At 67.8% G+C, this 17,827-nt stretch carries 18 protein-coding genes and 1 pseudogene; 7 read left to right on the plus strand and 12 right to left on the minus strand.

The annotated features are described in order from the left end of the window. Window positions 1-10: 10 nt before the first annotated feature. The 4 genes from AC1DTF_RS15815 to AC1DTF_RS15830 are packed head-to-tail and all read left to right on the plus strand — an operon-like array spanning window position 11 to window position 3,582. Window positions 11-622 carry a hypothetical protein gene (locus tag AC1DTF_RS15815; protein ID WP_057167881.1) on the plus strand — a complete coding sequence of 204 codons (612 nt, stop codon included), beginning with the start codon at window positions 11-13 and terminating at the stop codon, window positions 620-622. 44 nt (window positions 623-666) lie between these two features. After that, complete coding sequence (locus AC1DTF_RS15820) at window positions 667-1,704, plus strand: iron chelate uptake ABC transporter family permease subunit (protein WP_057167880.1); 1,038 nt, start codon at window positions 667-669, stop codon at window positions 1,702-1,704. Beyond that, a complete protein-coding gene (locus tag AC1DTF_RS15825; RefSeq protein WP_477474744.1) occupies window positions 1,701-2,750 on the plus strand; it encodes a FecCD family ABC transporter permease in 1,050 nt (349 codons plus the stop codon). Before AC1DTF_RS15820 ends, AC1DTF_RS15825 begins: the two co-directional genes overlap by 4 nt. Window positions 2,751-2,763: 13 nt before the next feature. Further along, window positions 2,764-3,582: an ABC transporter ATP-binding protein gene (locus AC1DTF_RS15830; protein WP_477474745.1), complete on the plus strand. Its 819-nt coding sequence runs from the start codon at window positions 2,764-2,766 to the stop codon at window positions 3,580-3,582. On the opposite strand, the gene AC1DTF_RS15835 is transcribed toward AC1DTF_RS15830, so the two are convergent. The 6 genes from AC1DTF_RS15835 to AC1DTF_RS15860 form a co-directional block, all read right to left on the minus strand. Then, window positions 3,579-4,559 (minus strand): ABC transporter substrate-binding protein, encoded by a 981-nt coding sequence (locus tag AC1DTF_RS15835; protein WP_477474746.1) that lies wholly within the window; start codon window positions 4,557-4,559, stop codon window positions 3,579-3,581. The two genes, AC1DTF_RS15830 and AC1DTF_RS15835, sit on opposite strands and share 4 nt — an antisense overlap. Window positions 4,560-4,752: 193 nt before the next feature. Then, window positions 4,753-5,352 carry a DUF1707 SHOCT-like domain-containing protein gene (locus AC1DTF_RS15840; protein WP_057167876.1) on the minus strand — a complete coding sequence of 200 codons (600 nt, stop codon included), beginning with the start codon at window positions 5,350-5,352 and terminating at the stop codon, window positions 4,753-4,755. 17 nt (window positions 5,353-5,369) lie between these two features. Then, a complete protein-coding gene (locus tag AC1DTF_RS15845) occupies window positions 5,370-6,575 on the minus strand; it encodes a cytochrome P450 (protein ID WP_477474747.1) in 1,206 nt (401 codons plus the stop codon). Next, window positions 6,572-7,990: an adenylosuccinate lyase gene (purB, locus tag AC1DTF_RS15850; RefSeq protein ID WP_477474748.1), complete on the minus strand. Its 1,419-nt coding sequence runs from the start codon at window positions 7,988-7,990 to the stop codon at window positions 6,572-6,574. The genes AC1DTF_RS15845 and purB overlap by 4 nt, the downstream gene beginning before the upstream one ends. A 22-nt stretch (window positions 7,991-8,012) precedes the next feature. Further along, window positions 8,013-9,434 carry an APC family permease gene (locus AC1DTF_RS15855; RefSeq protein ID WP_057167874.1) on the minus strand — a complete coding sequence of 474 codons (1,422 nt, stop codon included), beginning with the start codon at window positions 9,432-9,434 and terminating at the stop codon, window positions 8,013-8,015. A gap of 18 nt (window positions 9,435-9,452) precedes the next feature. Then, window positions 9,453-10,082: a TetR/AcrR family transcriptional regulator gene (locus AC1DTF_RS15860; RefSeq protein ID WP_082614205.1), complete on the minus strand. Its 630-nt coding sequence runs from the start codon at window positions 10,080-10,082 to the stop codon at window positions 9,453-9,455. 83 nt (window positions 10,083-10,165) lie between these two features. Between AC1DTF_RS15860 and AC1DTF_RS15865 the strand changes: the two genes are divergently transcribed. After that, a complete protein-coding gene (locus AC1DTF_RS15865; RefSeq protein WP_477474749.1) occupies window positions 10,166-10,990 on the plus strand; it encodes an alpha/beta hydrolase in 825 nt (274 codons plus the stop codon). A 4-nt stretch (window positions 10,991-10,994) separates the two neighbouring features. Here AC1DTF_RS15865 and purD read toward each other — a convergent pair whose 3' ends face one another. Further along, on the minus strand, window positions 10,995-12,263 hold the full coding sequence (gene purD, locus AC1DTF_RS15870) for a phosphoribosylamine--glycine ligase (protein ID WP_477474750.1): 1,269 nt from the start codon (window positions 12,261-12,263) through the stop codon (window positions 10,995-10,997). A 116-nt stretch (window positions 12,264-12,379) separates the two neighbouring features. Between purD and AC1DTF_RS15875 the strand changes: the two genes are divergently transcribed. Both AC1DTF_RS15875 and AC1DTF_RS15880 read left to right on the plus strand, forming a co-directional pair. Continuing rightward, window positions 12,380-13,618, plus strand: coding sequence for a cytochrome P450 (locus AC1DTF_RS15875; protein ID WP_477474751.1), 1,239 nt, complete (start codon window positions 12,380-12,382; stop codon window positions 13,616-13,618). Between the two features lie 17 nt (window positions 13,619-13,635). Beyond that, window positions 13,636-14,232: a TetR/AcrR family transcriptional regulator gene (locus AC1DTF_RS15880; protein ID WP_057167870.1), complete on the plus strand. Its 597-nt coding sequence runs from the start codon at window positions 13,636-13,638 to the stop codon at window positions 14,230-14,232. 19 nt (window positions 14,233-14,251) lie between these two features. Here the strand turns inward: AC1DTF_RS15880 and AC1DTF_RS15885 are convergent. From AC1DTF_RS15885 to AC1DTF_RS15905, 5 genes and pseudogenes are all read right to left on the minus strand, one after another. Next, window positions 14,252-15,466: pseudogene (locus AC1DTF_RS15885) on the minus strand (hypothetical protein); the annotation flags it as partial. Beyond that, window positions 15,456-15,899: a carboxymuconolactone decarboxylase family protein gene (locus AC1DTF_RS15890; protein ID WP_057167779.1), complete on the minus strand. Its 444-nt coding sequence runs from the start codon at window positions 15,897-15,899 to the stop codon at window positions 15,456-15,458. The gene AC1DTF_RS15890 and the pseudogene AC1DTF_RS15885, both read right to left, overlap by 11 nt. Before the next feature lie 2 nt (window positions 15,900-15,901). Beyond that, window positions 15,902-16,756, minus strand: coding sequence for an NAD(P)-dependent oxidoreductase (locus AC1DTF_RS15895; protein WP_057167780.1), 855 nt, complete (start codon window positions 16,754-16,756; stop codon window positions 15,902-15,904). Beyond that, on the minus strand, window positions 16,753-17,514 hold the full coding sequence (locus tag AC1DTF_RS15900) for an SDR family oxidoreductase (RefSeq protein WP_057167781.1): 762 nt from the start codon (window positions 17,512-17,514) through the stop codon (window positions 16,753-16,755). Before AC1DTF_RS15900 ends, AC1DTF_RS15895 begins: the two co-directional genes overlap by 4 nt. A gap of 26 nt (window positions 17,515-17,540) precedes the next feature. Beyond that, the coding region (locus AC1DTF_RS15905) for an aldehyde dehydrogenase family protein (protein ID WP_477474752.1) at window positions 17,541-17,827 on the minus strand (287 nt) is incomplete at its 5' end.

The following is a 17,827-nucleotide window of genomic DNA, read 5'->3' on the forward strand; positions in this document are numbered from 1 at the left end:
GATCGATGCCATGAGATTGCGGTACCTGCCCTATGCCACCCGGCCCGGTCGCTTGCTGGCCCAGCTCGTCAGCGACGTCGCCGTCCTCATCTGGACGTCTGTGTGGGTGATGGTGGGCAGCGCGGTGTACACGGCCGTGGCGACCGTCGCCGAGGTGGGCCGTCAGGTGCAGGACGGCGCCGACGGGGTGTCGGGCAGCCTGAATACCGCCGGGGACCGCGCCGACAACTTCCCGCTGATCGGTGATGCGCTCAGCGGGCCGCTACGCGCCGCCAGCGATGCTGCCGGGGAGATCGCCGGTGCAGGTCAGAGCCTGGACAGCACCGCGACCTGGCTGGCGTGGGTGCTGGCGCTCGCGGTCGCGGCCACCCCGATCCTGGCCGTCGCCATGCCCTGGCTGTTTCTGCGGCTGCGGTTCTTCCGGCGCAAGCTGACGGTGCTGACGCTGGCATCCACGCACGCGGGACAGGAACTGCTGGCGATGCGTGCGCTGGCCAACCGGCCGCTGGGCAAGCTCACCGCGATCGACCCCGACCCGATCGGGGCCTGGCGCCGCGACGACCGCCCCGCCATCCGCGGGCTGGCGCTGCTGGAGATCCATGCCGCCGGTGTGAAGCTCTGAGGGCTGCCAGCCGACCGCCAGCTCCTTAGGTTAGCCTGCACAACATGCCGCTCGAACTCGCCGACGGCAGCAGGACCGACGTCATCACCCGGGACCGTCGCCTGCCCGGCCTGGCACTCTGCGCGGCACTGCTACTGGTGGTGTCGATACTCAGCCTGGCGATCGGTACCCAGAGCGTCGACCTGTCGACGGTGTGGCACGCGGTCACCGACTACACCGACACCGGCGATGAGTGGATCGTGCACGACCTGCGGATCCCACGCACCCTGCTGGGCATCGTGGTCGGCATCGCGCTGGGGCTGTCCGGCGCCCTCATCCAGGGCATCACCCGCAACCCGCTTGCCGACAGCCAGATCCTCGGCATCGAGGCCGTCGCCGGTCTCTTCGTCGTCATCGCCATCGCGTTCCTGGGCCTGCACACCACGCTGTCCTACATCTGGTTCGCGTTCCTCGGGGCGTTCGTCGCCATGCTGCTGGTGTATTTCATCGGGGCCACCGGGCGCACCCTCATGACGCCGGTACGCATGCTGCTGGCCGGTGTCGCGGTCGGCGCAGTGGCCGACGGCATCTCCTTCGCGATCCGGCTGCACTACCCGCGGGCCTTCGACTCGATGCGATTCTGGGACGCCGGAGCGCTCGACGGGCGCTCACTGGAGGTGTTCTGGGTGGTCGCGCCGTTCATCGCCGTCGGGGCCGGGTTGTGCCTCTACGTCAGCCGCGGGCTGAACGCCATCGCCCTCGGCGACGATCTCGCGGTCGCGATGGGCGGCAACGTGGTTCGCACCCGGATCCTCGGGCTCATCGCGGTGACCGTGCTCGCCGGGGCGGCCACCGCCGCGGCAGGCCCGATCGGGTTCGTGGGCCTGATGGTGCCGCACGTCGTGCGCTGGTTCACCGGCCCCGACTGGCGATGGATCTGCGCCTACAGCCTTTTCGCCGCACCCGCCCTGCTGCTCGCCGCCGACATCGTCGGCCGCGTCGTGGTCCCCCCGGGTGAGCTGCCCGCGGGCATCGTCACCGCGTTCATCGGGGCGCCGGTCCTGATCTGGCTGGTCCGCCGCTCGAAGGCGAGCGGCCTGTGACAGGAATCGATTTCGGGCGTCCGCAGCTGGTGCTGCGCCGCGAACCCACCCTGGCGCTGCGCGCCTCCTGGCGCAGTATCGGTGTGCTGTCCGCACTCGGGCTGGGTGCGGTGGTGCTGGCCGTGCTGGCGCTGGGGGTCGGCGAGTATCCGGTCTCCCCCGCCGAGGTGGTGGCCGTCCTCACCGGCAGCGACCAGAGCTTCACCAGCGTCGTGGTGCTCGACTGGCGGATGCCGCGCATCGTGCTAGCCCTGGTGATCGGTGCGGCGCTGGGCATTTCGGGCGCGATCTTCCAGGCGATCACCCGCAACCCGTTGGGCAGTCCGGATGTCATCGGCTTCGGGTTCGGCTCCTACACCGGCGCGCTCGTGGCGATCGCCCTGTTCGGTGGCGGCTACTACCTGATGGCCGCCAGCGCGGTGGTGGGCGGACTGCTGACCGCGGTGGCGGTCTATCTGCTTGCCTACCGCAACGGGCTGGCCGGCTTCCGGCTGATCATCGTCGGGATCGCGGTGAGCGCGATGCTGAGCTCGCTCAACCAGTGGATCATCCTGAAGATCAAGCTGAATCAGGCGATCACCGCAGCCATCTGGCAGCAGGGCACCCTCAACGGGCTGCACTGGGAGCAGGCGGTCCCGGTGCTGGCGTGCGTGCTCCCCGCACTGGTCTGGCTGGCATACCTCGGGCCACAGCTGCCGATCCTGCAGATCGGCGACGACGCCGCCGGCGCGCTCGGGGTCCGCCCGGAGCGAGTGCGGCTGGCCTACTTCGCGATCGGCGTGCTGCTCATCGCCATCGCCACCGCAGCCGCCGGACCCATCTCGTTCGTCGCGCTCGCCGCCCCGCAACTGGCGCGCCGGCTCACCAGCTCCCCCGGCGTCGGGCTGGTCTCCTCGGCGTTCATGGGCGCATTCCTGTTGCTGGCCAGTGATCTGGTGGCGCTGCGGATCTTCGCGCCCGCCGAACTCCCGGTCGGCGCGGTCACTGTCGTGGCCGGCGGGGCGTACCTCATCTGGCTTCTCGTCGCGCAGGCACGGAAGCAGTAGGGAAGGAAACGGTATGGCAACGCTGCGGGCGCAGGACCTGTCGCTGGGTTACGGCGCCACGCTGATCGTGGACGGATTGTCGGTGGACATCGTCGACGGCGCCGTCACCGCGATCGTCGGCCCGAATGCCTGCGGCAAGTCCACGCTGTTGCGTGGCTTGGCCCGCCTGCTCAAACCGGTCGGCGGGCAGGTGATCCTCGACGGGGCCGACATCACCGGTCTGCGCACCAAGGACGTGGCCCGCAAGCTGGGGCTGTTGCCGCAGTCCTCGATCGCGCCGGAGGGCATCACGGTCGCCGATCTCGTTGCCCGCGGCCGCTTTCCCCACCAGCGGGTGCTGCGCCAGTACGCCCGCGAGGACGAGCAGGCGGTCGCCGATGCGATGGCGGCCACCGGCGTGACGGCGATCGCCGGCCGGCCCGTCGACGAGTTGTCCGGTGGTCAACGCCAACGGGTCTGGGTGTCGATGGTGCTGGCCCAGCAGACCCCGCTCATCCTGCTCGATGAACCGACGACGTTCCTGGACATCGCCCATCAGATCGAACTGCTGGATCTGTTCGCCGAACTGAACTCCGAGCAGGGCCGCACCATCGTCGCCGTGCTGCACGACCTGAACCATGCCTGCCGGTTCGCCGATCACATCATCGCGATGAAGTCCGGGCACATCGTGGCCCAGGGCGCCCCGTCGACGGTGGTCACCGCCGAACTCGTCGAGCAGGTGTACGGGCTGAGGTGCCAGATCATCGAGGATCCCGAAACGGGCACCCCGCTGGTGATCCCGCGCGCCTCGGCGCGGGACCGGGCCCGCGCACGGGCCCGCTCGCGCGACTAGGAGTTCGACAGGTCCGCGACCGGACGGCCCTGCAGCGCGTTGCTCAGCTGCGGGGTCAGCACGTCCAGTGCGTACAGCAGGGCGTTGGGCCCGCTGTAGGTCAGCGCGCCGCTGAGCGTGGAATCCGAACCGGCATAGAGCGTGCGGTCCTCGCGCACCACGTTGAGTCGCTGGAAGGCCGGCGAATCCGCCAGCTGCTCCTTGGTCACGCCGTTGACGAACAACAGGTCACCCTCCAGCAGCGACAACCGCTCCTGCGAGACGTCGCCGACGGTCTCCTGGGCACCGAAGCCCAGCGCGTCGAACAGCGTGCGGCGCGGATCGCCCGCCCCGATCAGGTAGGGCGCGTCGACCTCGGAGCTGAAATCCGCCACCAGCGTCTTGCCGGCGAATTCGGGGTGCTCCTGCTTGGCCGCGTCGATCCTGGCGTTGACCTCATCAACGAGTCCCTGTGCCTGCTGCTGCTTGCCGAGCGCCTCGCCGGTGGTCAGAAGCTGGACGTCCCAGGGGGTTTCCTCATCGGGGTACTTGTCCGACTGGATGACGGTCGGGGCGATCTGGGACAGCTGGTCATAGGTCTTCTGGTCGATGGCCTCGTAGATGGCGAAGATGACATCGGGCTTGGCCTTGGCGATCGCCTCGAAGTTGATGGTGTCACCTTCGATCACCGGCACCCCCTTGCCGTCGGTGGCCTCCTTGACCCACGGGAAGTCGTTGTAGTTCTCGAACCAACTGCGGGTGCCCACCGGCACCACGCCCAGAGCCAGCACGAAGTCCTGGTCGTTCCACCCGACGGTGACCACCCGCTCGGGGTTCGCCGGGATGGTGGTCTCGCCGAATTTGTGATCGATAGTGACCGACTCGGCCGTTGGCTCTTGGCTTGCCGAGGGGCTGTCGGATCCGCCGCAGCCCGCGAGCAGACCCATACCGAGCAGCACCGCGGCCACCAACACCAATACACGCGACTTCTTGAGCATTAGGTCACCCTAACCCACGCAACTCCTCGCGATTTGCGCACATCTAGTGACGGTGAGCGTTACTAGATGTGCGCGAACCGCGGCGGGTGGAACCGTTCCGTCGGGCATCCCGTCCAAATAGACATGCTGGAACAGCTTCTGCGCGATCACGACGGGGTCATCACCCGGGTGATCGCCGAGATCGAGTTCGCCCTCAGCCGCCGTGCAGACGCCGCAGCCAACTCCCGAACGGATGCCGCACGCTGACCGACCCCATCCTGACCTTGCCGCGCACGATCACGTGCAGCTGATCGGGCTGCGGGAGGTTGCGCACCTTGACGGTCGCGCTGCCGGCGATGGCGTCGACACCGTTGAGATCGGCGGTGGCCCCGGCCGGCACGATGAGCTCTGTCGAACTGAGGTAGTCGTCGATGTTCACCTCGACGACCGGCCCGGGCAGGACCGCGGAGGTGAAGTCGAGGGTTGTGCTGCACATCCGGGTGTTCAGGTTGATCACCGGCGCCACCGTCCACGGCCCACGCCGGACGATCGAGGTCATCCAGCCACCCAGCGCTTCGGGCTGCGCACTGCTGCGGGCGACCGGCGCGTGCGCGGCATGCAGGTCCATATCGGGCAGGTCGACGAGCACGGCGCGCAGTTCACCGCGGGTGCGGGCGGCCAGCGCGGCATCGGTGCGGTCGGCGAACTCGTCGAGGGTGATCATGCCGTCGGCCACCGCGCGCTCAAGTAATCCGCTCACGTGCGCGCGGTCCGCATTGGAGACTCGGAGGTGGTCGTTCTGGCCGAAGTCCATGCCTTCGAGAGTAGCGATCAGCCGAATTCGACGAACATGTGCCGGATACCGGTGTGCCGGTTGCTGCGGGTCCACTCGACCGGTGCGACCAGCCGCGCGGTGCGGAACCGGGGCAACAGTTCCTCGAACAGCACCCGCAGTTCCAGGCGTGCCAGATTGGCACCCAGGCAGTAGTGCACGCCCTGGCCGAATCCCAAGTGCGCATTGGGCTTCCGCGCGACATCGAAGACGTCCGCATCCTGGAACACCGCCGGGTCCCGGTTGGCCGAACCCTCCCAGACCTGCACCTTGTCGCCGGGCGCGATATCGCAGCCGCCCAGCGTCACCGGGCGGGTCGCGGTGCGGCGCTTGGACGGGGACGGCGTGGTCCAGCGCACCATCTCCTCGATCGCCGACGGGAGCAGCTCCGGCTCCTGTTGCAGGCGCCGCATCTGCTCGGGGTGCTCGATGAGTGCCAGCAGTCCCCCGGCCACCGAGTTGCGGGTGGTCTCGGCCCCGGCACTGAACAGCAGGCTGAAGAACAGATAGAGCTCCAGGTCCGACAGGTCGGCGTCCGAGGCGTTGGCCACCACCGACAACATGTCGTCGCTGGGGTCGGCACGTTTGGCCGCGATCAGCTGCATGCCGTATTCGTACATCCGCGATCCGGCCTCTTCGGGCGTGAGCTGCCCGACCGCCGCCGAGCGGGCACCGCCGAAGTCGAATTGCGGCTCGATCGCCTCGAACAGCCAATGCCGTTCGGATTCGGGCACTCCCAGCAGGATGCAGATCATCTGCATGGGCAGTTCGGCGGCGACGTCCACGAGGAAGTCGAGCGCGACCCCGGCTTCGACGGTGTCCAGCAGCGTCCGGGCCCGGCTGCGCAGATCGTCGGTGACCCGGGTGATCATCCGCGGTGTCAGGCCGGAGCTGACCAGCCTGCGGATCTGCGCGTGCCGCGGGTCGTCCATCATGTTGAGCACCTGACCGGCGACGGAGAGATCCTGCAGCAGGGTGCCGCCGAATGGCCGGGTGCCCCCGGTCACCGACGAATAGGTCTCCGGATCACGCAGTACGGCAAGGGTTTCGGCGTAGCCGGCCACCGACCAGAAGCCCTCCCCGTCCGGGGTGTGCTCGGTGGGCTCGTGCCAGAAGACCGGGGCCTCACGACGGTGTGCCTCGAACAGGTCATGCGGAAAACCGCAGGCGAAGTTGTCGAGATCCGTGAGGTCGGCCAACGTCACAAGATGGCACCCGAGGTGTACTTGGCCGCCTCCGGGTACCGGCCGACCAGATCTTCGACCGCCGAGACGACGGTGTCGACCTGGGCGCCGGCGGCGCCGGTGAACGCTTCCTTGTCGGCCAGCGCGGCGTCGAGGGCGACCCGGTCCAGCGGCAGCCGCGGATCGGCGGCGAGCCGGTCCAGCAGGTCGGGCTCCTGTCCCTTTTCCCGCATGGCCAGCGCCACCGCGACCGCGTGCTCCTTGATGACCTCGTGGGCGGATTCCCGGCCGACGCCGGCGCGCACCGCTGCGATGAGGATGCGGGTGGTGGCCAGGAAGGGCAGGTAGCGATCGAGTTCGCGCTGGATCACCGCGGGGTAGGCGCCGAACTCGTCGAGCACGGTGAGGAAGGTTTCGATCTGGCCGTCGACGGCGAAGAACGCATCCGGCAGCGCGACGCGGCGCACCACCGAACAGAACACGTCACCCTCGTTCCACTGGGCGCCGGCCAGCTCGGCCGCCATCGACGCGTACCCGCGCAGCACCACCTGCAGGCCGTTGACCCGCTCACAGGACCGGGTGTTCATCTTGTGCGGCATGGCCGACGAGCCGACCTGTCCGGGGGCGAATCCCTCGGTGACCAGTTCGTGTCCGGCCATCAGCCGGATGGTGTGCGCGAAGGAGGACGGGCCGGCCCCGAGCTGCACCAGCGCGGATACCGCATCGTGGTCCAGCGAACGCGGGTAGACCTGCCCGACGCTGGTGAAAACATCTGTGAATCCCAGGAATTGGGCGACACGGCGTTCCAGTTCGGCGAGCCGGTCCGTGTCGCCGTCGAACAGGTCCAGCATGTCCTGGGCGGTGCCCATCGGTCCCTTGATCCCGCGCAGCGGGTACCGGTCGATCAGCTCGCGCAGCCGGATCAGCGCCAGCAGCGTCTCCTCGGCGGCCGAGGCGAACCGCTTGCCCAGCGTGGTGGCCTGCGCGGCGACGTTGTGGCTGCGGCCGGCCATCACCACGTCGCGGTACACCAGCGCGCGTTCGGCCAGCCGCGCCACCACCGCCACACCGTGGGCGAAGACCAGTTCCAGGGAGCGCCGGATCTGCAGCTGCTCGACGTTCTCGGTGAGGTCACGACTGGTCATGCCCTTGTGCACGTGCTCGTGACCGGCCAGCGCGTTGAACTCCTCGATGCGGGCCTTCACATCGTGGCGGGTCACCCGCTCGCGCGCGGCGATCGAGCCCAGGTCGACGTTCTCCACCACGCGTTCGTAGTCGTCGACGACGCCGTCGGGCACGGGAACGCCGAGTTCGGACTGCGCACGCAGCACCGCCAGCCACAGTCGGCGTTCGGCGATGATCTTCGCCTCGGGCGACCAGATGGCCGTCATCTCTTCGCTGGCGTAGCGGTTGGCCAGAACATTCGGGATCGTCACGAACACACAGCTTACGAGCCGGCTACGGCGAGTCGCCCAGGTGCGTCGGATCGACGATCCCCTTGCCGCGGATACCGAGCTGACGGTTGATCAGGGTGGTGATGCCGAACAGCACGATCCCGATCAGGATCAGGATCCCGGCCAGCAGATACTGCTGGGCGGGGCGCCCGGAGAAGGGCAGCACCAGGTAGGCCGAGGCGAAGAAGCCGATGACGGGCAGCACCGTCGGCGTGCGGAAATGCCCACCCGTGGCCTGCACATCGCGGCGCAGCACCAGCACCGCCACGTTCACCATGGCGAACACCGCCAGCAGCAGCAGCGAGGTGGTGCCGCCGAGCACCGCGATGGCACTGCTGTTGGCGACGGCGGAGACGTAGAAGATCAGGCCGAACGCGATGAGGGTGGTGAAGATGATGGCCGCCCACGGGCTGTGCCGCTTCGGGTGGATCACGCCCAGCACCGGGGGCAGCACGTGCTGGCGGGCCATGCCGTAGATGAGTCGGCTGGCCATCAGCATGTTGATCAGCGCGGTGTTGGCCACCGCGAACATGGAGATGAAGGGCAGGATCGCCTCGATCGGCAGCCCGGGGGCGCCCGCCTTGACGACCTCGATCAGTGGGGTCTCGCTGTCGGCGAGGACGCCGACGGGTACGAGTGCCACCGCGACGATGGCGACGATCACGTAGACGACGCCGGCGATCCCCAGCCCGGACAGCAGCACCTTGGGGAAGATGCGCACCGGGTCCTTGGTCTCCTCGGCCATGTTGACCGAGTCCTCGAAACCGACCATCGCGAAGAACGCCAGCGAGGTGGCGGTGGTGACGGCCAGGAAGGTGCCCTTGTCCGACGGGGTGTCGAAGGCCACGACGCGGGCGAAGTCGACGTCGGCGCCGCCGCCGGTGAAGGCCCAGACACCCACCAGGATCACCATGGCCAGGCCGGTGATCTCGACGATGGTGAGCACCACGTTGAGCTTGACGCTCTCCCCGACGCCCCGGAAGTTCACCACCGCGATCAGCGCCATGAACAGCAGGGCGAGCACCACCACCCCGACCTTGCCCCAGTCGATGTCGAAGGCGGTGAAGAAGTTGGCCGCGAAGAAGCGGGAAGCTGTTGAGGCAGAGGTGATTCCGGAACACATCACCACGAACGCGACCAGGAAGGTGACGAACTGGATCCCGAAGGCCTTGTGCGCGTAGAGCGCTGCGCCGGCGGCTTGCGGGTACTTGGTGACCAGTTCCAGGTAACTGAACGCCGTGATCGTGGCGATCAGGAAGGCCACCAGGAACGGAAGCCATGCCGCGCCACCGACTTCCTTGGCGACCTGCCCGGTGAGTGCGTACACACCGGTACCGAGGATGTCGCCCACCACGAACAGCAGCAGGAGGCCCGGCCCCATCACCCGCTTGAGTTGTGGCTCCTCCGTGGTTTCCGACTGTGTCATCCCGCCCCTTCGCTCACCTCAGACGTGCACGGCCCGGTCGTCCACGGGTGCGAGCACGTCGATCACGTCGATCAGGGTCGCGCGGGCATTGGCCCGCGGTCCCTCTCCCTCGTCCACCAATGAGGCAACCACAGCTCCGTCCACCGCGCACACCAGGGCCGTGACGAGTTCGGATCGCACGGCGCGACCGGACCGTTCGACGACCTCCAGCACGGCGTCGGTGCGTTGCCGCAGAATCCGCCGCTGGATGTCGCGGAGCTCGGGCTGCCGCGCGCACGCGATGTAGCGCTCGTAGCGCGAGATCAACTGTTCGGACACCCGGGCCCCCGGATCGTCGCCGACCAGCAGGTCCACCAGCAGGTCGGCGGTCGACTCGGCGCCCCGTCGCCGGCGCGACAACGCGGCGACCTGTACCTCCAGTTGCTTGGCCTCACGGGCGCCCACATGCTCGACGGCCTTGGCGATCAGATCGTCGAGTGAGGAGAAGTAGTACGTCGTCGACGCCAGCGGCAGACCGGCACGCCGCGCCACTGCGCGATGGCGGACCGCGTCGATCCCGCCCTCGCACAGCAGATCGGCGGCGGCACTCACCAGAGCGCCCCGCCGACGTTCTCCCTTGGGAGTCACCGCCGCTGTCACGCCTTGCATGCTGCCAGCAAAATCCCAGTTGTATGGCGGTTTTCGGCAATCACAACAAGTTGGCAGACAGCGCCACAGCAGGCAATGGCAAGATGGCGCAAATGTCAGCCCACAACCGTCGGACCGTGCTGCGGATGGGTCTCGGCGCCACCCTCGGTGCCGTCGCCGCCGGGGCGGGTGTGTTGCCCCGGGCCGCCGCCGAGCCGGCCGCCACCTACCAGTCGGGGTCCTTCGTCTCGGCCGCACGCGGCGGAATGAGCACCAACTGGGCGATCGCCAGGCCGCCGGGCCAGACCGCGCCGCTGCGTCCGGTCATCGCGCTGCACGGCAAGGGCAGCGATGCCGCGACGGTGATGGCCGGCGGCGTCGAGCAGGGTCTCGCGGAGGCGGTCGCGGCGGGCCTACCGCCGTTTGCCGTGGTGGCCGTGGACGGCGGCGGAGGTTATTGGCACCACCGCGCGTCCGGGGATGACGCCGGCGCGATGGTGCTGGATGAGCTGATCCCGATGCTGGCCGGCCAGGGGCTGGACACCTCCCGGGTCGGCTTCATCGGCTGGTCGATGGGCGGCTACGGCGCTTTGCTGCTCGGGTCCAGGCTGGGCCCGGCGCGCACCGCGGCGATCTGCGCGGTGAGCCCAGCACTGTGGACGTCGCCGGGCGCCGCGGCCCCGGGGGCATTCGACGGTGCCGAGGACTACGAGGCCAACAGCGTGTGGGGCGTGGCGGCGCTGGGCTCGATCCCGGTCCGCATCGACTGCGGAAACGGTGATCCGTTCGCCGCTGCGACAGGTGAGTTCATCGCCCAGCTTCCCCACCCGCCGGCCGGTGGCTTCTCCCCTGGCGGGCACGACGGCGGGTTCTGGAGTTCTCAGCTTCCGGCCGAGATCTCTTGGCTGGCACCGCTACTCGTCGCCTGAGCGGTCAGAGCGAGATACGTCCCTCGGCGGCCGCCAGTCCGATATCAGTGCGAAAATGGCTGCCGGGCAGTCGAATCGACTTGATCGCCTCATACGCCGCGGCGCGGGCACCATCGAGATCCGCCCCGGTGCCGACCACCGAGAGCACCCGTCCACCAGTGGACACCACCGCGCCATCCTCGCGCCGGGCGGTGCCCGCGTGCAGCACGGCGTCGGCCTCGGCGCCGGTGATGACGTCACCGACCCGCGGCCGGCCCGGATAGTTCTCGGCGGCCACGACGACGGTGACCGCGGCCCCGTCGCGCCACCGCAGATCCTCGAAGGACGCCAGGGTGCCGGTGGCCGCCGCGTTGAGCAGCCCCCCGAGTGGGGACTCCAGCAGGGCGAGCACGGCCTGGGTCTCCGGGTCGCCGAAACGGCAGTTGAACTCCACCACCGAGGGCCCGGCAGAGGTGATCGCCAGCCCCGCGTAGAGCAGACCGGAGAACGAGCTTCCGCGTGACACCATTTCGACGGCAACGGGTTTGACGATCTCGTCGACGATCTGGGTGAGCACCTGCGCGGGCAGCCACGGTAGCGGGGTATAGGCCCCCATCCCGCCGGTGTTCGGGCCGGCGTCGTTGTCGCCGACCCGTTTGAAATCCTGCGCGGGCAGCAGCGGCACCACGGTCTCGCCGTCGACGACGCAGAACAGCGACACCTCGGGTCCGTCCAGGAACGACTCCAGCAGCACCGGATGCCCGGAGTCCAGCAGGGCGGCCGCGTGCACCCGTGCCGCGTCGCGGTCGGTGGTGACCACCACGCCCTTACCCGCAGCCAACCCGTCGTCCTTGACCACCCAGGCGGCCTGTCCGGCCGGCGGGCCGAACCGGTTCAGCGCGGCGTCCAGGTTGGCCGGGTTGTCCACGATCTCACTGGTCGCGGTCCGCACACCGGCGGCTGCCATCACATCCTTGGCGAAGGCCTTCGATCCCTCGATGCGGGCGGCGTCCTTGGACGGCCCGAAGCAGGCGATACCGGCGGCGCGCACCGCATCGGCCACCCCGAGAACCAGCGGCACCTCGGGCCCCACCACCACCAGATCGGACTTCAGACGCTGGGCCAGGGCGACCACTGCGGGCCCCGAACTGATGTCGACGTCGTACTGCTCGGCAATCGCCGCGGTGCCGGCATTGCCGGGCGCCACCGCGAGCTGGTCGACCTGCGGATCGCGCCGCAGCGCCAGCAGCAGGGCATGTTCACGGGCTCCGGATCCGATGACGAGGACGCGCACGGTCAACAACCCTAATCGTCCCGGCAGCCGCACGGCGCCAGACCCGCGGCCATACACTTTTGATTTGGGTGTATGGTCGGTGCAGCGAGTGCGGTACGTCACACCAGGAGGACCCCATGACGACCATGAATGCCTGCCCGTTCGGAGCCGGGTACGACTTCACCGACCCCGAGGTGCTGCTCCAAGGCATTCCGGTGACCGAGTTCGCGCACCTGCGCAAGACCGCCCCGGTCTGGTGGAACGAGCAGGGTGAATCGATCTTCGACGACGGTGGCTACTGGGTCGTGACCCGGCACGAGGACATCAAAGCCATCTCGCGCAACGGCGACCTGTGGTCCACCAACGCCAAGGGCGCGGTGATGCGACTGCCGGACGGGGTCACCGCCGACCAACTCGATCTGACCAAGGCGCTGCTGATCAACCACGACGCCCCCGAACACACCCGGCTGCGCAAGCTGGTGTCCCGGCTGTTCACCCCGCGGTCGGTGGCTGCGCTGGAAGAGAAACTGGCCGTCGCCGCCCGTGAGATCGTGGCCGCGGCCGCACAGAAGGACAGCGGCAACTTCGTCGACGATGTCGCCATGGGCCTGCCGCTGCTGGCCATCGCCGACCTGATCGGCGTTCCCGAAGAAGACCGGGAGAAGATCTTCCACTGGTCCAACAGCATCATGAACACCGACGATCCCGACTTCGACAGCGACCCGACGGTGGCCAACGCCGAGCTCATGGGTTACGCGTACACCATGGCCGAGCAGCGCCGGAAATGCCCGGCCGACGACATAGTCACCCGGCTGGTGCAGGCCGACATGGGAGATGGAACCGGCGAGTCGATCACCGAGGTCGAGTTCGCCTTCTTCGTCATCCTGCTCGCCGTCGCCGGCAACGAGACCACCCGCAACGCCATGACACACGGCATGAACGCCTTCTTCGAAAACCCGGACCAGTGGGAGCTTTTCAAGCGCGAGCGGCCCGACACCGCGATCGAGGAGATCATCCGCTGGGCTACCCCGGTGCACTGTTTCCAGCGCACCGCGACGGCCGACACCGAGCTCGGCGGCGTCGCCATCCGCAAGGGTCAGCGTGTCGGGCTGTTCTACAGCTCGGCCAACTATGACGAGGACGTCTTCGRGAACCCGTTCCAGTTCGACATCCTGCGCAACCCGAACCCGCACCTGGCGTTCGGCGGCAACGGCGCGCACTTCTGCATCGGGGCCAACCTGGCCCGCATGGAGATCAAGCTGATGTTCAACGAGATCGCGAACCAGATCCCCGACATCGCGAAACTGGCTGAGCCGCAACGTCTCCGGTCCGGGTGGATCAACGGGGTCAAGGACCTGCAAGTCTCCTACCACTAGCTCGCTACAATTCCGGCGTGCGAACCCACGGGTGGGCCGGAGCCGCGCCGGCGAGCGACGAGGAAGCCGTCGCCCGGATTCTCGCTGCCGCGGGCAAGGCGATCGACGAGCGTGGGGCGGACTTCTCCATCGCCGACGTCGCCCGCACCCTGGGGGTCACCCGGCAGACGGTGTACCGCTACTTCCCCAGCACCGAGGCGCTACTGATGCAGGCCGGTGTCGTCGCGGCCACCGACTTCCTGGAGCGGCTGTCCACCCATTTGCAGGGCATCACCGATCCTGCCGACGCGGCCACCGAGGCCATCGCGACCGCGCTGGAGTGGCTACCCAAGGACAAACACATCGGGCTGCTGCTGGCGCCGGGACGCACACCCGCCTTCACCGAATCGGTGACCTCGGATATCGCGCTGCAGTTCGCGCAGTCGGTGGTGCGCCAGTTCGATGTCGACTGGGCGGCAAAAGGTTTCGCCGATGACGATCTCGATGAGCTCGCCGAGCACCTACTACGCATCATCCAGTCCTTCGTCATCGACCCGGGACGGCCACCACGCACCGGCGCCGCACTTCGCGCTTACCTGCGGCGCTGGGTGGCCCCGGCTCTGCGCAACCCGTGATTTGTGGAGTTTTGGGGGGGACAGGCAACGACTTACGCTCCTCGAACACCCAGGATGCGCCGCCGCTGAACTCGCACACCTCGACCTCGGGCAACTTCTTGGCCGCCGTATCGGTGCTGATGACGCGCACGGTCCAGTCCGAGTCGGTACCCGATACCTCGGCACGCAGGTGCGGGTCGACGGCCTGCACGATGGCCTGCAGCGGGGCGTCCACGACCGGCGAGACCAGCGAGATCCAGGAACCGTCCTCGTAGGCCGGCGAGCGACGCACATGAACGAAGTTCGGGTCGACATCGGCCGACACGTAGGCCGCCGGGTTGAGCAGCGGGTGCAGTTCCAGCACCCGCAGCGCGCCCTGGGCATCGCTGCTCAGCTTGAGCGCCTTATGGATTCGCTCCGCGGCCACCCCGGCAATGCCGATCAGCTGCTTGGTGCGAATCGAACGGGCCAGTGCCGCATCATCCTTGGCGCGTTTCTCCACAGCGATCGTGAAGGACTTCACCAGCAGGTGCATCTGGATGCACACCTCGTCGGCGATCCGGACCAGTGCCGAGTGGGAGAACGCGCCGAAGTCGACGTCGGCGAGCAGATCGCCCGAATAGTCGGACATGCCTTCGTCGTTCGGGTCGATCGGGTCGAGATCGATCGAGTGGGCGTGGGTGGCGCCGACGATGTCCATCGCCGGGATGAACGGCACCTCCGGGTAGGACTCGTCGATGATGACGGTCCACCGGCAATGCGGGTGTTGATCGGTCGATGCCCTCGGCGGCCGGTGGATGGGCCGGACCTGCGCCTTGCGGTTGGTGGCCAGCGCGGTGGCATCGAAGGTCGGGTCCTCGATGTCGTGGCACATGCCCTTGACGTAGTCCTCGCCCATCGGCTCCACGTCCAGCAGTGCACCGCAGTGATCCAGGTAGAACTCGCCGTGCCAGCGGTCGTGCACGACGTAGCGGAAGTCCATGAACTGTGGCGGCGCACCGATGTCGAGCTGCAGCCCCTTGAAGAGCGTGAAGATGTCGACGCCCTCGTATTTGAGCGCCTTCTGCATCCGCCGGGTGTAGAGCGGGCTGGACGCCGCCCACTCCTCGATCGCGATCTGCAGCATCTCCTCGCGGCCGAACGATGAGATGCACCAGGCCATTCCGGACCGGTCGATCAACTGACCGATCAGCAGTAGTTCGGGAACCAACGTCGCCAGCTCGTCACGGGTGAGCGAGGCATATCTACTCATCATCGAGGGACTTCCCGGAGTGCATCTTCACCGCGGCGTTCACGTTGCTCTTCTTGTCCTCAGCGCCGCCCTTCTCGGCGGCCTTCTTGCGGTTGCGCACCACCTTGCTGACCGCCCCGTCCAGCTTGGAGCCCAGCGGGAAACCCAGGTAATGGGTCAGGAACACCGAGACCTCCTTGAGCTCCTCGGCGGTGATCTCCCCGTTGTGCAGCGCGGCATTGACCTGGATCTCGGCCAGATCCGAGTTGCCCACCGCGGTCACCGCGGCGAGCGTCAGCAGACGCTTGTCCCGCATCGACAGTCCCGGTCGGGTCCAGATCGTGCCGAAGAGATGCTCGACGGTCAGATCGAAGTACGGGTCGCCCTGGATGTCGGGCATCTCCCAGCCGTAGACCTCGTTCATCTTCTGCAGGCCCTGCTTGCGACGATCGGTCATACTCACGACTCCTTCGTGTGCGGTACTCCGAGACCATCGGCCAGGCGCTGCAAGGCCACCTCTGCCAACGGAAGATCCACTCCCACAGCCTCACCCAAGCCGAGCGCCAGCGCCAGGTCCTTCTCGCCGAGACCGCGGGTATGGGTGAACATGTCGAACAACCAATGATCGGGCGCCAGCGGGGACATGTCATCGCGCAGGATGATCGCGCCGGGCCCGCCGCTCTGCGCATCGCTGTGCCGCACCACCCGGCCCAGCTTCTGCAGATCGATACCGGCGGCCTGGGCCAGGAACTGTGCCTCGTTCGCGGCGGCGAAACCGATGAACGTGAGCATGTTGCGGGCCAGCTTCATCCGGGTGCCCGCGCCCGGCTCGCCCGCGCGCACGACCAGTGAGGCCCACTTCTTGAACACCGGCTTGACCGTGTTGTAGGCCTCTTCGTCGGCGCCCACCATGACCGCCAGCTCACCCTTGTCGGCAGCACCGGCTCCCCCGCTGACCGGCGCGTCGACGATGTGAATACCCTTGGGCCGCAGCTGCTCGGCCAGCTCGGGCGCAGTACCCGGCTCGATGGTGGAGTGGATGGCGATGACGGTGCCCGCCGCGGCGTGTTCGCCGAGCTGGGTCACCACATCGCGCACCTGCGCGTCGTTGAGCACGGTCACGCTGATGACGTCGGCCTTGGCGACATCGGCGATACTGTCGGCCAGCGAGGCGCCCAGTTCCACCAGCGGCGTCATCGCCTCGGTGCGGACGTCGAAGACGATCAGCCCGCCCGGCCAGTCGGCCAGCCGCTTGGCCATCGGGGCACCCTGGTTGCCCAGACCGATATAGCCGAGCTTCACGTCATCGCTCATGACCGGATGATCTGTCCGCCGTCGACGTTGTAGATCTGCCCGGTGATCCACTTCGCCTGGTCCGACAGCAGGAACAGGCACATACCGACCAGGTCCTCCGGCTGGCCCATCCGGGACAACGGAATTCCCTTCACGATGTCGGCGACCATTTCCTGCGGTGTGGTGGTGCGGTTGGCCTCGGTGTCGATCGGTCCCGGCGCGATGGCATTGATGCGGATGTTCTGCCCGCCGAGCTCACGGGACAGCTGCTGAGTCAGGCCGTTGATGCCGACCTTGGCCAGACCGTAGAAGTTGGCGTACATCCAGGCCGCCGTGGAGGACTGGTTGATGATCGCGCCACCACCGCGCTTGGCCATCTTCTTGTAGACCGCACGCGTGCACCACAGTGCGCCGTCGAGGTTCACGCTCATGAACTTGCGGTAGTACTCCGGATCGACGGTGACCAGGAAGTCCAGCTTCATACCTCCGAAGATGGCCGCGTTGTTCACCAGGTAGTCGATACCGCCGAACTCCGAAAGCGTCTGTGCCGCCATCTCCCTGGCCGATTCGGGGTCGGATACGTCGACCCGCACGGCGAGCGCGTTGCCACCCTCGCCCTTGATGCCGTCGGCGACCTTCTGGGCGCCCTCGAGGTTGATATCGGCCACCACGACGGCCGCACCCTCACGTGCCAGCGCCTCGGCGTAGACCTGACCGATACCGCCGCCGGCTCCGGTGATGATGCCGACCTTGTCCTTGAATTCCGGGTACTGCGCCATGATGTCCTCTCTGCCTGTGTATGTGTCTAGGTCGCGATGGTCGCGATGAGTTTGGTTTCCAGGTATTCCTCGAAGCCGGCCACACCCATTTCGCGGCCGACCCCGGATTGCTTGTAGCCACCGAAGGGCGCGTCCGCCGAGTACCAGATGCCGCCGTTGACGTTGACGGTGCCGACCCGCAGCCGCGACGCCACCGCCTGGGCGCGGTCGTCGTCGCCGCCGAACACCGTGCCCGACAGGCCGTACGGGGAATCATTGGCGATGCGTACCGCGTCGTCGTCGCCGTCGTGGGCGATCACCGTCAGTACCGGGC

The sequence above is a fragment of the Mycobacterium sp. P4_H6 genome (genome assembly GCF_056400845.1).